The organism is Streptococcus parasanguinis ATCC 15912, assembly GCF_000164675.2.
In the GTDB taxonomy this organism is placed as follows: domain Bacteria; phylum Bacillota; class Bacilli; order Lactobacillales; family Streptococcaceae; genus Streptococcus; species Streptococcus parasanguinis.
This window is the reverse complement of the sequence record NC_015678.1, coordinates 266,307-280,912: the sequence shown is the minus strand read 5'-3', so window position 1 is coordinate 280,912 and position 14,606 is coordinate 266,307. Positions and strand designations below refer to the sequence as shown.

The following is a 14,606-nucleotide window of genomic DNA, read 5'->3' as shown; positions in this document are numbered from 1 at the left end:
CTTTAAGCAGATGTTAGTTTTTTATGGAGGTAACTTCCGAGTTTGCGGGCTCCAAAGTTAAAGATCAAGATAAAGATCAAAAGAACGGCGGCAGAACCAGCTGAGACTTCGATCGAGTCTGGAATGGTTCCTTCACTGTTGACCTTCCAGATATGGACGGCCAAGGTTTCAGCCTGACGGAAGATCGAAATCGGACTCGTCACACTAAAGATATTCCAGTTTGACCAATCAAGAGCTGGAGCCGATTGACCTGCTGTATAGATCAAGGCAGCGGCTTCCCCAAAGATCCGTCCTGATGCCAATACGACCCCAGTAATAATGCTTGGAAGAGCCTCCGGTACCACGACATGAATCACGGTTTCCCAGCGAGACAAGCCCAGTGCTAAACCTGCTTCGCGCTGCGTATGATGGACGTGCTGCAAGCTATCTTCGATATTGCGGGTCATCTGGGGCAGGTTAAAGACGGTCAAGGCCAAGGCCCCTGAAATAATCGAAAATCCATATTTGAACTGGACAACGAAGACCAGGTAACCAAAGAGACCTACAACAACAGATGGCAAAGAAGACAAGATCTCAATACAGGTACGAACCAAATTGGTCAAGCGACCTTTTTTAGCGTACTCAGAGAGGTAAATCCCAGCTCCAAGAGAAAGTGGGAAGGAAATCACCAAGGTAATGACCAAGAGGAAGAAGGAATTATACAATTGAATTCCGATCCCTCCTCCTGCTTGGTAAGAAGAAGATTTCCCAGTTAAGAAGTGCCAAGATACATGGGGCAAGCCACGGACCAAGATATAAAGGATTAATGAGGCAAGAATCGCAACGATGATCCCTGAAATAGCATACAGCACTCCTGTCGCAATTTTATCCATTCGTTTAGCGTGCATAGTTCTTCTTACCTCTTTCTTTCGTAATCAGTTTAATCACACTGTTAAAGGCAAGACTCATGAGGAGCAATACCAAGGCGAGTGACCAAAGAACATTGTTATTGACCGTACCCATGACGGTATTTCCGATTCCCATGGTCAAAATAGAGGTGAGGGTGGAAGCTGGTGTTGTGAGTGAGGTTGGCACCACTGCTGAGTTTCCGACCACCATCTGGATCGCCAAGGCTTCCCCAAAGGCACGCGCCATTCCAAAGACAACCGCTGTAAAGATTCCAGAGCGGGCTGCCTTGAGTGTAACATGCCAAATGGTTTGCCAGCGTGTCGCACCCATGGCCATACTAGCTTCCCGGTAATGACGGGGCACAGCTCGGAGGCTATCGGTCGTCATAAAGGTGACAGTTGGCAGGATCATAACAAAGAGGACAAAGACCCCTGAGAGAATCCCAAAACCAGTCCCTCCAAAGAGACTACGCGTAAATGGAACGACCACTTGAAGACCAATGAATCCATAAACAACTGAAGGAATCCCCACTAAAAGCTCAATCGCTGGTTGCAAGAAACGAGCTCCTTTAGGAGAGACTTCTGTCATGAAAACTGCTGCACCAATGGCAAACGGCGTTGCCAAGAGGGCAGAAAGCAAGGTTACAATAAAGGAACCTAAAATCATGGGTAGGGCTCCAAATTCCTTTGCAGCAGGATTCCAAGAGCTCCCAAATAGAAAACTAAAGATATTGACTTTATTAACAAAGAAAGTCGATAAACCTTTTTGGGCCACGAAAATCAAAATCATGGCAACGATGACAACAATCAAACTCATACATAGAAAGGTAATGGTTTTCCCAAATTTTTCTAGGCGGGAGTTTTTTGATTTCGTCAGCATTTTTTTTGCTACTTCGTTCATTTTTTACCTAATTCTTTTATTTTTTTGTCACATTCCCTTTTAAATCACGGGTGACTTTCATATCATTGATTGGAATATAGCCCATCTTACCAACAACTTTTTGCTGAACCTCATCCGTCATCATGTAGTCAATGAATTTTTTAGACAACTCATTGGGTTTTCCCTTGGTATACATATGTTCGTAAGACCAGATTGGCCAGTTATTGTTGACGACATTGGCTTTGGTTGGTTGATAACCATTGAGCTTCATGGTTTTGACACTGCTATCCAAGTAGGTAAAGGCTAGATAAGAGATGGCTCCTGGAGTTTGAGAAACGATGTTTTTCACCATTCCATTAGAGTCTTGCTCTTGGGCCTGCTTGGGTTGTTTGCCATCCATGATAATGGCATCAAAGACAGCACGGCTACCAGAACCTACGGCACGGTTCACAATCGTGATCTCAAGATCTGGACCACCCAACTGCTTCCAGTTGGTATATTCACCTGTAAAGATCTTTCGCAATTGCTCCGTTGTCAGATTGTCGATTGAGATATTTTTATTGGCAATGATGGCTGTCCCTGCTACGGCTACCTGATGATCGACCAGACTAGAGGCATCGATCCCAGACTTTTCCTCTGCAAACAGGTCACTATTTCCGATGTCCACAGCACCTGATTGAACTTGTGAAAGTCCTGTACCAGAACCTCCTCCTTGTACATTCACAATCTTACCAGGATGTTCTTCAATGTAGCGATCTACCACTCCTTCAACCAAGGGTTGCAAGGCTGTGGATCCAACAGCAGTGATTGATTCTCCGCGATTGATCCAAGAAGCACAAGCAGATAAACTTCCTGCTAATGCGATCGTCGCTAGTCCTAGGATCAGCTTTTTAGACTTTTTCAAATCATGTCTCCTTGATATTTCACTATTTCACTAATGATTTTGACAAGTTTTTTTCAAAAAAAACTGTACTTTCACTATATCATAGAACGGGTTCTTTGCCCAGCATTTTACCTAAAACGAAGCCCCTTTGGATAGAAATTTTTCAGGGTTTGCCCGGTCACTTTGGCAAAGCCCAAACCATTGCCTTCTACAAGGACCTGGTACCATCCATTTGGATGCGTTTCCTTCAATTGAACTGTCTCTCCTGCCACATAATGAACAAAATCCTCAGGCGTGATCGAAACGGTCTCTTTGACTTCACTCGGTTTCATAGCTAGACCAAGGGCAAAACTAGGTTCAAATCGATTCTTCTTAAAGGTTCCGAGGTGCAAGCCATTTCGGGCAATTTTTACTTTTCGCAAATCAGGTAAACCAAGTGGAACCAAATACAGCTCGTCACCAAAGGTTTCAAGGACCCCTTCTAGAGTAATCTTCAAATGTTTCTTAGCAAATTCCTGCCACCATTTCTTTTGTTCAGCAGATAATTGGTCCTTTTTGGAAGGGATTTTAGCAGGCCGATTCTCTCCTAGATAACGAAACTTAGCGACAAATTGGCCCTCCCCTTTAAAGCGATGAGGATACATACGCGCGGTTTCTGGATAGTCAATGCCTTCTGCCATACCATTGATCTTCTCGATCGTTTCCAGCTCCAGATCATAGTTTTCCAAAAGCCAGGATACAATTTCTTCATTTTCCTCTGGAGCCCAGGTACAGGTTGAATAAACCAAGGAACCACCTTGGACCAACATCTTGAGGGCATCCTCCAGAATTTCTCTTTGAAGAAGACTACACTCTCGAGGATATTCGACAGACCAATAGTCCATGGCGTCTGGTTGCTTACGAAACATCCCCTCACCCGAACAAGGAGCATCTAATACAATCAGATCAAAAAAGCCTGAGAAAACTTTTGCCAGGCGATCAGCTGACTCATTGGTTACCAATACATTTCGGGCACCGAAACGTTCGACATTCTCTACGAGAATTTTCGAGCGTCCCTTGTGGATTTCATTGGAGACCAAGAGTCCTTGATTGTCCAAATAAGACAAAAGTTGCGTCGTCTTACCACCAGGTGCTGCGGCTAAGTCTAGGACCTTCATCCCAGGCTTTGGCTGGGCGACTTGGGCCACTATCTGAGCTGCTGGTTCTTGTGAATAGACCAAGCCCGTTGCGTGTTCGATGGATTTCCCTGAGACCTTTCCATAATGGCCCCAAGGAGTATTGGGAATCGGATCATCAAATACTTTTTGTGCTTCTTTCAAAGGATTGGTGCGAAAGGCTGCTACTGCTTCTTGATCAAAGGTCGCAAAAAAAGTAGCAGCATCCTCACCTAGAAGATGCTGGTATTTTTCTTTAAAACCATTGGGAAAATTCATTTAACTTCTCCCTTTCTTAAGATAGGTTTGAATCTCTGTTAACTTCACTTTTGGAACCATCATAATGGGTTCGACTGTCTGGTAATTAGGTTTATCCCCATTTAGATTTAAAACGGTATAGCCTAACTGGTCCCCCATAATCGCAGCTGCGGCATAATCCCAAGGCCAGATGTAGCTAAAATAAGCTAGAATCCCACCTGAGAGAATTTTTGAAAAGCTAATACCGGCACTTCCGTAGACCCGAATGCCAAGGGAATCCATACCAAGATCGGCCATGCCCCAGTCATTTTTCTCAAGCATGCCGACATTTGAAGCAATCAGAAAGTCTTCCAGAGGTTGGTCCACAAAGGGCGTCAGTTCAACCTCATTGCGATAAACAGGGAATTCTCCACCCCCGTAAAAAAGATGATCCCGCATAACATCGTAGATCAGGCCAAACTGACCAATTCCGTCTTCAAAATAGGCCACCATCACCGCAAAATCTTCCTTTTGGGTCACAAAATTATTGGTCCCATCAATGGGATCAATCACCCAAACGGATCCTTCTGAAATCGGGGAGCGAAGGCCATCTTCCTCCGCAAAAATCCGATCTTCTGGGTAGCGATTTGTGATTTTTTCAACCAAATCCTTTTGAACCTGTTGGTCCATCTGGGTTACTAAATCTGTCGGCCCAGTCTTTTTTGAGATCATCAAGTCATCATGGAGATGAAGACGCAAGTAGTCTCCAGCCTCTAAAACGATTTGTTTGGCAAACTCTAACTTATTCTTCAAGAGAAAACCATCCTTCCTCTTTTTGCTTTGCAGCCTGGGTCGCACGATAGAGAGAATAACCACTCACTTCTTCGAACTCCCGTCCGAGACGTTTTTCTTCTCCGATACTAGGCACGACCTTCTTAAAAGCGCGGTAGGCTTCCATGTATTCTTTGGCCTCTACCTTACTTTCATAGGCTTCTTCAACTTTATTGAAAAAAGAAAGCACTGAAGCAAGCTCTTCAGTGCTCCACGATAAGTCCAGTGGGTAACTATAATTTTTTTGCATTCGACATACTTCTTAGTTTATTTCTGCTCTTAGAGTGGCAGAGCGTAACTCTTGTTTGCGATAACTCCGTGGCAAGAAGGCCCGAATTTCATCTTCGTTAAAGCCGATCTGCATGCGTTTGTTATCTAAAATAATTGGTCTCCGTAAGAGACTTGGATTTTCCTCAATCAGACGGATCAAGGCTGAAATCGATAAGTCTTCAACATCAACATCCAATTTTTGAAAAATTTTTGAACGAGTTGAAATAATGTCGTCTGTTCCGTTTTCGGTCAAGGCCAATATACTTGTCAACTCCTGTTTGCTCAAAGGACTTGTCATAATATTGTGTTCTTTAAATGGAACATCGTGCTTTTTTAACCAAGCCCGAGCTTTTCGACATGATGTACAACTCGGCGATAAAAATAATGTAATCATGTGGTTCACTTCTTTTTTTATATATAACTATCTGACTCTATTATACAAAAAAATTAGGTGCTTGAAAAGCGCTTTTTTGATTTCTCGACGATTTTTCTGAATTTCAGTAGAAAAAAAGAAACCACTTTCATTATTCTCAAGAAGAGGCCCGAAAAAATAGGCTGGGACAAATGTCCTAGCCTATTAATTATTTTTGAATTGTCGAGCAAGACGCAGTGGTTGAGTGGGCTCTACTACGCTGATTTCATCAGCTTTTACAGCCCTACTCAACTGTGCGGAGGTGGGACGACGAAATCGAATTCTAACGAATTACCGATTTCTGTCCCACTCTCTCGGTCCAGTTTCGTGAAACTGCTTCATCTTCTTTCAATTGAGCCACTAGTTGATCGATCCCATCGAATTTGACCATTTCTCGTATCTTATCCAACCAATGAATGGTCAAAGTATGGCCATAAATATCTCCAGAAAAATCAAAGAGATTGACTTCAAACCGAAGCTCTTTTCCATCAAAGGTGACATTTTTCCCGACAGAAGCCATGCCTCGATAGATCTGCCCTTTAAAATCGACATCAACTACATAGACTCCATCTGATGGTAGATAGGTCCGATCAATCGGAGCTAGATTGGCAGTAGGATAACCAATGGTACGGCCACGCGCATCCCCATGCACGACGATTCCCCGACTAGATAAAGGGTGACCAAGCAACCGTGCAGCTTCTTGAACTCGTCCTTCTAGGACAGCCTGACGAATGCGGGTTGAACTAATCTTTTCCCCCTGATCCAATACAGGAGAAATGACTTCCACTTGACCATCAAAATAAGCAGCTAAGTCAGAGGCATTTTTCTTATCAGAGCCAAAACTATAATCAAATCCAGCAATTAAGACCCGTGCTCTCAAGGCTTTTACGAATTGATCAACAAATTCTTTGGCTGTTTTAGAAGCAAAATCAGTCGTAAAATCAATGAGAAAGAGCTCATCCACTCCTAGTTCGTTTAATTTTTGGAACCGATCCTCAGGGCTCTGCAAATGAAGCAGTAATTCTGGTTGGTAGCGAACAAAGGCTAACTTAGGAGATTCAGGAAAGGTTAACAAAGCGACCTTCAAGCCTTTTTCACCTGCTATCTGACGCGCCTTTTTAAAGAGTTCTTGATGCCCCAGATGCAGGCCATCAAAGTAGCCCAGAACCAAAACTGTCTCATTCTCCAAATGGATCTGGTTAGCAGTAGTTATCGTACGAATATTCATGAATTTATTGTAACACACTTTCTGTTAGAAAAACTTTGCGAGGTTTGTAAAGTTCTTCTCTTTTTTCTAAAATAGCTACCAATTTTCCTTGGTAAAAAGCAGCTAATTCTTTGGAGTCACTCTCAACTGGAATAAAGCGTCCCACTTGGACTTCGCCAACCTCTTCGACTATCAGCTCTACTTTTTCAAGATCCCCGGTTCCAATTTCAAGTGGGTGGAGGAAGCTCAAATCTCCTTGAGATACTTTTTCTGCCACTTCTTCCAAGGTCAGGGCATCATCCAGTAACAAACCGGCAGCACTGGTTCGTGTCAGATGAGACATGTGGGCTGCATAACCCAATTGTTGTCCCAGATCCACCGACAAGGTCCGGATATAGGTGCCCTTGCTGCATTTGACTCGGAAACGAAAACGGGCTAGACCTTCTTCATAGCTAATCTCACTGGTGCGCGTAAAGTCATAAATGGTCACTTGTCGGACAGGGCGTTCCACTTCTTCTCCTGCCCTCGCATATTCATAGAGCTTGCGCCCATTGACCTTGACCGCTGAATACATGGGTGGTACTTGCTTGATTTCTCCTACCATTTGGGCAATCGTACTGTCTACCTCTGCTGCATCTAAAGGGGCTTCTACTGGCGTCCGCTCAACGATTTCCCCGCTGGCATCTTCCGTCGTGGTAGAAAATCCCAAAGTGATTTCTCCCTCGTAGATTTTACCCTCATCCTGCATAAATTCAACCATCCGAGTCGCCTTTCCTACGGCAATCGGAAGTACCCCCACCACATCCGGGTCCAGAGTTCCTCCATGGCCAATCTTCTTAGTACCTAGGATTTTTCGCAGTTTAAAGACCACATCATGTGAAGTCATCCCTGCTTCTTTTTTTACATTAATAATTCCGTCCATTTGATTTACTCTTTCTAACTGGTTGTGTGACCATCCGGGTCACCGACCCTTTATTATACCATGAAAAGAGACTTCTTGTCCCTGATTCCTGTTTCCTGTTAGCTTCTACATAATCCCGTAGCAGATTTCAGACTTTTTAATTTGGGTTTGATACAATAGAAAACGAAAGAAGGTGTAACATATGTTAATGTATGATGTTATTGTTATTGGATTTGGTAAAGCTGGTAAAACACTCGCAGCAAAATTATCAAGCCAAGGTAAAAAAGTTGCTCTGATTGAAAAGAGCAAATCTATGTACGGTGGTACTTGTATCAATATCGCTTGTATTCCCACCAAGACCTTGATTGTTGCCGCAGAAAAAGGCTTGGATTTTGAGCAAGCCATGAATGAGAAAAATGCAGTCATCACTCGTCTCAATGGCAAGAACTACGCAACTATTGCTGGAACGGGTGTAGACATTATTGATGCAACAGCTCGTTTCCTTTCCAACAAGGTCATCGAAATTCAAGCTGGAGATGAAAAGGAAGAATTGACAGCTGAAACCATTATTATTAATACTGGTGCGGTGCCAACTATCCTTCCAATCCCAGGACTGGCTGAAAGCAAATTTGCTGTGGACTCAACCGGTATTCAACGGCTGGAAAATCTACCTAAACGCCTGGGTGTCCTTGGTGGTGGACCAATTGGATTGGAATTTGCTCATCTCTACAATACCTTGGGCAGCCAAGTAACGGTATTGGATGCTTCTGAAACATTCTTGCCACGGATCGAGCCCAGCATTGCAGCTCTTGCAAAAAGCTACCTTGAAGAAGATGGCATTCAATTCTTGCAAGGCGTTCATACCCAAGAAATCAAAGATGACCAAAACAGCTTAACGGTTGTCACAGATAAGGGAGACTTCGAGTTTGATATCCTTCTCTACGCAACAGGACGTAAACCAAACACAGCTGGACTTGGTCTTGAAAACACAGATATCCAAGTCACTGATCGTGGAGCGATCCAAGTCAACCGTCATTTGGAAACCAGCGTCCCTGGTGTCTTTGCAGTTGGGGATGTCAATGGTGGTCCTCAATTCACCTACATGTCACTCGATGACTTCCGCATCGTCTTCAACTACCTTACAGGCGATGGTAGCTACAATCTCGAAACTCGTAGAAATTATGCGACAACACTCTTTATTGCTCCTCCACTTGCCCAAGTCGGCTTGACTGAGCAAGAAGCACGTGACAAAGGACTTCCAGTTGCTGTTAAAGAATTGCCAGTTGCTGCCATGCCACGCGGACATGTCAATGCAGACCTCCGAGGGGCCTTCAAAGCCGTGGTCAACCCAGAAACCAAAGAAATCCTTGGAGCGACGCTCTTTGGAGAAGCTGCAGGCGAACTTATCAACCTGATCACCATGGCCATGGACAACAAGATCCCTTATACTTACATCGCAAAACAAATCTTTACCCACCCAACCATGGCAGAAAACCTAAACGATCTCTTTGCGATTTAAATAGCATAAAAAAAGCTGGAATTTTCCAGCTTTTTTTAGTTTAAGAATTTACAGACAGCCTCTTGAAATACTTTATTTTCTTCATAAAGAGCATGGCCAGAATGCTTAAGGATAAGGAGCTGACAACCCGAAATCTCTTTTGCCAGTTCCTTGGAGTCCTTCACACCGATCACATCATCTTCAAGGGCACCAAGGATCAGAGTCGGACACTGAATTTCCTTTAAGACCTCAAGGCTATCGTGAGTGAGGCAAGACTGAGACTGAATGGTAATTCGTTTCCCATCCTTAATTCGTCCCAAGCGACCCATGATATTATAAAGCAACCGCCACTTTTGATAGCTCTTTTGCGTGTAGGAGTGCTTTGCAATATCCAGCATGAGATGCTTAAAATTTCCAGATTGACTAAGTTGTTGCCAATGTTCAATTCGTTCTCTAGCAAGTTGACTAGGTTTTGCAGTGGTCACAGCTAGGATGAGCTTTTGAACCTTTTCAGGGAAATCTGCCACCAACCATTGGGCAATCATTCCACCTTGTGAAATCCCCATGACATAGGCGGTATCTAGGTTTAGTGTCTCCATTGCTTCTGCTACATCTGCTGCCATATCCCGCGTCGTATAGCCCTGTCTCAGCTCATTGATTCGAGAAAAAACGTAGATTTTATAGCGCTTAGCAAGTAGACGATAAGAGAGAGAAAAGAGCTTGGCCTTTCCTTTAACGGTCTGAAGCCCATCCCCCAACCCTGGTATGATAACGAGAGACTTCTTTCCTTTACCAAAGGTCACATAGTCCATGCTCTTTTCGTTAAAATATAAGGTTTTCCCTTTTGTTGAAGACATTACTTCGTTCCCTCTACTATTTTTTCATGATTCATTTATGTTGAGTTTTTAAATGCAAGGCAAAGCCGGCAGTCACTTTTTCAAATCCAACTGCCTGATAAAACTGATGTGCAGCATTTCGTTCAGCGGTTAATCCACTATTTAAAGCCAGTGCATCAACTCCTTCTTTTACCGCTTGTTTTTTCAATTCATCGATTAACCTACTAGCAATTCCTTGTCGTCTTGTTTCTTTTGCAACAGACAAAGCTAAAATACGATAGTAAGATCCATCTGCTTCAAAAAAGAAGAGCTTTGCATAACCTAAGAAACCTAAAATTTCTCCGTTTCTTTCAGCTAGAAGACAGCCATAATGTGGTTGAGAAAGAATCATTTCTAAACGTCGAGACAGCTTAGAAGCGGTCGTTTGATAGCCCAAGTCTTCGTATAAAGACAGTAGGGCTTCAGCATCTTTCATGGTTGCTTTTCGTATCTGCATAGGATCCTCCTATTCTCCCCTCAGTGCTTCAAATTTCGCTTTCATGGTCGGATTTTTGCGGGTCAATTTTTTGACTGATACATCATCCAGCTTGTTGTTGGCAAGGCGGAGTTGATTTTCTGATGTAGTCAAGAATTTCTTGACTTCTTCCATGCGCTTGATGGCTTTGTCGATTTCATCGATGGCCTTGCCAAAGTTGACTGAGGCTGAATTGTAGTTCTTAGCAAAGGCAACCTTGAAGGCGTCTAGATCTTCTTCAAAGTGGGTGATGTCAATATTTTGCTCACGGATAAGCGCTAACTCCTGCTTGTATTTAAGAGAGTTAAGAGCCGCATTGCGTAAGAGACCAATCAATTGGATAAAGAACTGAGGACGGACGACATACATCTTCTCATACTCGTGGCTGACATCGACAATCCCTGTGTTGAAGTAGTCATTATCGGCTTCTAACATCGAAACTAATACAGCATACTCACAGTTCTTTTCCCGACGGTCTTTGTCTAATTCTTTGTAAAAATCAGCGTTCTTATGCTTCTTCTCAGTTCCATCCGCTTCATTTTTCATCTCAAACATGATGGAAATGAATTCCAGCCCATTTTCATCAAAGTCACGGAAGATAAAGTCCCCTTTAGACCCACGTGCAGAGACCTTGTTGTCCTTTTCAAAATAGGCATTAGGGAAGGCAAAGCTACGGACCTTGTTAAACTCACTCTCCGCATACTGCTCCAGACTTTCCCCAATGGCCTTGGTTGATTGTTGGGCCTTGAAATTCTTGTAAAACTCAACTTGCTCATTGGCCGCTTTAAGCTGTGCTTCATAGTTTTGTTTCACCGAAGCAAGAGAAAGCTCGTTTTCTTTTTCTTGTAAAAGGAGCTGATTTTTGACCTGGTCTCTTTCTTTCTCTAGGTCAGAAAGCGTCTTTTGCAGTTGGTTTTCATGCTCCAAGCGCAAGGTGGCCAACTGATTCTCCAGTGCCTGAACTTCTTTTTCTTTCTCTAGCAGACTTTGGCTAGCGGTTTGCTCTACTTCCTTTTTCGCCAATTCTTTTTCAGTATCAAACTGTTGAATCTGGTTTTGTAACTGGGCAATTTCTTGGTCCTTCTTGGCTAACTTCTCTTGCTGTTCATTGAGGGCTTTTTGCTCAGCTAAAGCCAACTCTTGCCGAATCCGCTCATGAATTTCCTTGTCAAACTCCGCTGTTCGTACCTGTGACAAGAGTTCGCTGTATTGACTTTCATTAACTGTAAAAACTTCCCCACAGTTGGGACACTTGATTTCGTTCATAGTAGGCCTCTTTCTCTATTCTTAGTATATTATATCATGCCACCTGTAAAATCAAAACCAGCAAACGAGGCTTGCTCCCACTATTTCCCTTCACAATTAAGTTTATAACAGGAATAGTGGACATAAGAGCATTTGAGGAAGCGGAAGCGAACCATTAAAACTTCCCGCCGTGAGAAAAGAGGCTGGGACAAAAGTCCTAGCCTCTCAATTGTCTTTGGATTATCGAGCAAGACGCAGTGGTTGAGTGGGCTCTACTACGCTGATTTTATCAGCTTTTACAGCCCTACTCAACTGTGCGGAGGTGGGACGACGAAATCGAATTCTAACGAATTACCGATTTCTGTCCCACTCTCTCGGTAGATTTGAGACGGATGGCTCAAATCTGAGGCATGGAATCCCAAAGTGAGTCGCTACCGTCCGTCCTCACCTAAGGGAAGTTTTATAAAAGGACAAAACCAGCAAGCTAGGCTTACTGGTTTCAGTTTATTTCTTCTCAATCGGCGCGACACTTGCCAAGAGTTTTTTGAGACCCACTTCTGGGAAGTTGATCTTGAGTTCTTGGGTGTTGCCACTACCAGAGACTTCAAGCACAGTTCCTTCGCCCCACTTCTTGTGAATGGCAATGTCGCCAATAGACCAAGCGACGGTTTCTTTGGCACCCGCTCGGTTACTATTGCCAAAGGGTAGGCTTGATGACGTGAGGGCACTTGGAGCTGCTTGTCTCTTGCGCTCTTGAAGGGCTTGTGACAGACTCATGCCTTTTCCAAAGGTCGTTCCGCCACCATTGCTATAAGAAGCCTTAAAGCTTGTGTTGGCCGGACGCGCTAATCCTTGGTAGGTTAACAAATCTGAGCTAATTTCATTGATAAAGCGCGTCGGACGGTTGTAGCTGGTCCGCCCAAAGAGCAAACGAGAATTGGCATTGGTCAAGAAGAGAACCTTCTCTGCCCGCGTGATCCCCACGTAAGCCAAACGACGCTCTTCTTCCAACTCATCTGGATCCTCTGCTGCACGACTAAGAGGAAAGACGTTTTCTTCCATCCCAATCAAGAAGACCACTGGGAATTCCAAACCTTTGGCCGCGTGAAGGGTCATCAAGGTCACTTCTGAGGTCTCTTGCGCTCCATCGTCTGTATCGGCAATCAAAGCCAAATCATTCAAGAAACGACTCAAGGTTTCCACACCTGTTTCGTCTTCGACGGTTTCCCCGTTTTCATCAAAATTCTTGGTAACAGACAGGAACTCTTGGATATTCTCGATGCGGGCCTGACTTTCTAAATTCCCCTGATTGGTTAGGGCCATCATGTAACCTGTCTTATCAAGGACTTCTTCGACCAACTCTGTAATTGTCAGCTGGTCCAATCTTTCTCGCAAATCAAGAATGAGATTGGCAAAATCCCAGATAGCCTGGGCTGCCTTTCCTTTGATACCTGAGAGCATGATATTAGCCGAAGCATCCAGGAGCGAAGCCTCTTGCATTTGGGCAAAATCGCGAATCTTATCCACTGTACCCGGCCCGATTCCCCGCTTAGGTTCATTGATAATGCGCTCAAAACTGATATTGTCACTGAGGTTAGCAATCAAGTTCAGATAAGCAATGACATCCCGAATTTCCTTCCGGCTGTAGAACTTGGTGCCCCCTACCATGGTGTAGGGAATGTTGGACTTGAGTAAGGCTTCTTCAATGGTCCGTGACTGGGCATTTGTCCGGTATAGAACAGCAAAATCACGGTGTTTGTAGCCAGCTTCGCGACTAAGCTCTTCAATGGTTTTAGCAACAAAGACTGCTTCATCCTGCTCGTCATTAGCCCGGTAATAGACAATCTCTTCCCCGTCTTCATTTTGTGTCCAGAGATTCTTCGGACGGCGGTGGCGATTGTTTTTGATGACATCATTGGCTGCTTGCAAAATCGTCTTAGTCGAGCGGTAATTTTCCTCTAACAAAACGACCTTGGCATCGGGATAATCCTTTTCAAAGTCTAGGATGTTTTGCATATCCGCTCCCCGCCAGCCATAAATAGACTGGTCAGCATCCCCAACAACACAGATATTTTTAAAGCGAGAAGCCAAGAGTTTGACCAATTGGTATTGGGCATGGTTGGTATCTTGGTACTCATCTACATGGATGTATTGGAACTTCTGCTGGTAATAGGTCAGCACATCAGGATGCTGATCAAAAAGACGCAAGGTCAGCATGATCAAATCATCAAAGTCCACTGCTTCTGACTGACGGAGTTCCTTTTGGTAAGCCTCATAACACTTGGCGACGATCTGGGTATATATATCTCCAGCCTGGGCGGCATAGGCCACTTCATCGATCAAGTCATTTTTGGCATTGGAAATAGTTCCCAAAATGGTCCGTTCATTCCATTTCTTAGGATCCAAATTCAAAGACTTCAAGATGCGCTTCATCAAGGTCCGTTGCTCACCTGGATCGACAATGGTAAAATTTCGATTGTAGCCAATGTGATCCGCATCTCGACGGAGGATACGCACACACATGGAGTGGAAGGTGGCAATCAAGCAATCTTGAGTCGCTGGATTTAACTGATAAGCCCGCTCCTTCATCTCCCGAGCGGCTTTATTGGTAAAGGTAATGGCCAAAATATTCCAAGGATTGACCATTTTTTCATCGATCAAGTAAGCGATGCGATGGGTCAAGACACGTGTCTTACCAGAACCAGCCCCCGCCATGATCAAGAGGGGACCTTCTGTCGTTTGGACCGCCTCTGCTTGGCGATCATTCATACCATTCAATAAAGGATTCATCTCATTCTCCCCATTCATTCAATCGTTCTATTATACCACAAAAACCGACCTAGCTTCTTTT

14 protein-coding genes are annotated in these 14,606 nt (G+C 44.0%); 1 reads left to right on the top strand and 13 read right to left on the bottom strand.

What is annotated here, in order from left to right:
* Positions 1 to 2: 2 nt before the first annotated feature.
* The 9 genes from pstA to truB all read right to left on the bottom strand — a co-directional run bounded on the left by pstA (position 3) and on the right by truB (position 7,683).
* Positions 3 to 887 (bottom strand): phosphate ABC transporter permease PstA, encoded by an 885-nt coding sequence (gene pstA / locus HMPREF0833_RS01390; protein ID WP_003006597.1) that lies wholly within the window; start codon positions 885 to 887, stop codon positions 3 to 5.
* Positions 877 to 1,788, bottom strand: coding sequence for a phosphate ABC transporter permease subunit PstC (pstC, locus tag HMPREF0833_RS01385; RefSeq protein ID WP_013903368.1), 912 nt, complete (start codon positions 1,786 to 1,788; stop codon positions 877 to 879). Before pstC ends, pstA begins: the two co-directional genes overlap by 11 nt.
* Positions 1,789 to 1,804: 16 nt before the next feature.
* Entirely contained in the window at positions 1,805 to 2,671 is an 867-nt protein-coding gene (locus HMPREF0833_RS01380) for a phosphate ABC transporter substrate-binding protein PstS family protein (protein ID WP_003017442.1), read from the bottom strand.
* Between the two features lie 107 nt (positions 2,672 to 2,778).
* Positions 2,779 to 4,083 (bottom strand): RsmF rRNA methyltransferase first C-terminal domain-containing protein, encoded by a 1,305-nt coding sequence (locus tag HMPREF0833_RS01375; RefSeq protein ID WP_013903367.1) that lies wholly within the window; start codon positions 4,081 to 4,083, stop codon positions 2,779 to 2,781.
* Complete coding sequence (locus HMPREF0833_RS01370) at positions 4,084 to 4,854, bottom strand: inositol monophosphatase family protein (protein ID WP_013903366.1); 771 nt, start codon at positions 4,852 to 4,854, stop codon at positions 4,084 to 4,086.
* Positions 4,844 to 5,122, bottom strand: coding sequence for a UPF0223 family protein (locus HMPREF0833_RS01365; protein WP_003003480.1), 279 nt, complete (start codon positions 5,120 to 5,122; stop codon positions 4,844 to 4,846). The genes HMPREF0833_RS01370 and HMPREF0833_RS01365 overlap by 11 nt, the downstream gene beginning before the upstream one ends.
* A 12-nt stretch (positions 5,123 to 5,134) precedes the next feature.
* Positions 5,135 to 5,536, bottom strand: a complete 402-nt coding sequence (locus HMPREF0833_RS01360; RefSeq protein ID WP_021152971.1) for a Spx/MgsR family RNA polymerase-binding regulatory protein — start codon at positions 5,534 to 5,536, stop codon at positions 5,135 to 5,137.
* A 301-nt stretch (positions 5,537 to 5,837) separates the two neighbouring features.
* On the bottom strand, positions 5,838 to 6,782 hold the full coding sequence (locus HMPREF0833_RS01355; RefSeq protein WP_013903364.1) for a bifunctional riboflavin kinase/FAD synthetase: 945 nt from the start codon (positions 6,780 to 6,782) through the stop codon (positions 5,838 to 5,840).
* A gap of 4 nt (positions 6,783 to 6,786) precedes the next feature.
* Positions 6,787 to 7,683: a tRNA pseudouridine(55) synthase TruB gene (truB, locus tag HMPREF0833_RS01350; protein ID WP_013903363.1), complete on the bottom strand. Its 897-nt coding sequence runs from the start codon at positions 7,681 to 7,683 to the stop codon at positions 6,787 to 6,789.
* A gap of 181 nt (positions 7,684 to 7,864) precedes the next feature.
* On the opposite strand from truB, the gene HMPREF0833_RS01345 reads away from it, so the two are divergent.
* Positions 7,865 to 9,181 carry an FAD-containing oxidoreductase gene (locus tag HMPREF0833_RS01345; RefSeq protein ID WP_013903362.1) on the top strand — a complete coding sequence of 439 codons (1,317 nt, stop codon included), beginning with the start codon at positions 7,865 to 7,867 and terminating at the stop codon, positions 9,179 to 9,181.
* 35 nt (positions 9,182 to 9,216) lie between these two features.
* Here the strand turns inward: HMPREF0833_RS01345 and HMPREF0833_RS01340 are convergent, their stop codons facing one another.
* The 4 genes from HMPREF0833_RS01340 to pcrA all read right to left on the bottom strand — a co-directional run bounded on the left by HMPREF0833_RS01340 (position 9,217) and on the right by pcrA (position 14,545).
* Positions 9,217 to 10,017, bottom strand: a complete 801-nt coding sequence (locus HMPREF0833_RS01340) for an alpha/beta fold hydrolase (protein ID WP_013903361.1) — start codon at positions 10,015 to 10,017, stop codon at positions 9,217 to 9,219.
* Between the two features lie 31 nt (positions 10,018 to 10,048).
* On the bottom strand, positions 10,049 to 10,492 hold the full coding sequence (locus HMPREF0833_RS01335) for a GNAT family N-acetyltransferase (RefSeq protein ID WP_013903360.1): 444 nt from the start codon (positions 10,490 to 10,492) through the stop codon (positions 10,049 to 10,051).
* 9 nt (positions 10,493 to 10,501) lie between these two features.
* The gene (locus tag HMPREF0833_RS01330) at positions 10,502 to 11,776 is read right to left on the bottom strand and encodes a DUF2130 domain-containing protein (RefSeq protein WP_013903359.1); all 1,275 of its coding nucleotides are present in this window, start codon (positions 11,774 to 11,776) and stop codon (positions 10,502 to 10,504) included.
* A 483-nt stretch (positions 11,777 to 12,259) separates the two neighbouring features.
* Positions 12,260 to 14,545 (bottom strand): DNA helicase PcrA, encoded by a 2,286-nt coding sequence (gene pcrA / locus HMPREF0833_RS01325; RefSeq protein WP_041818468.1) that lies wholly within the window; start codon positions 14,543 to 14,545, stop codon positions 12,260 to 12,262.
* Between the last annotated feature and the right edge of the window lie 61 nt (positions 14,546 to 14,606).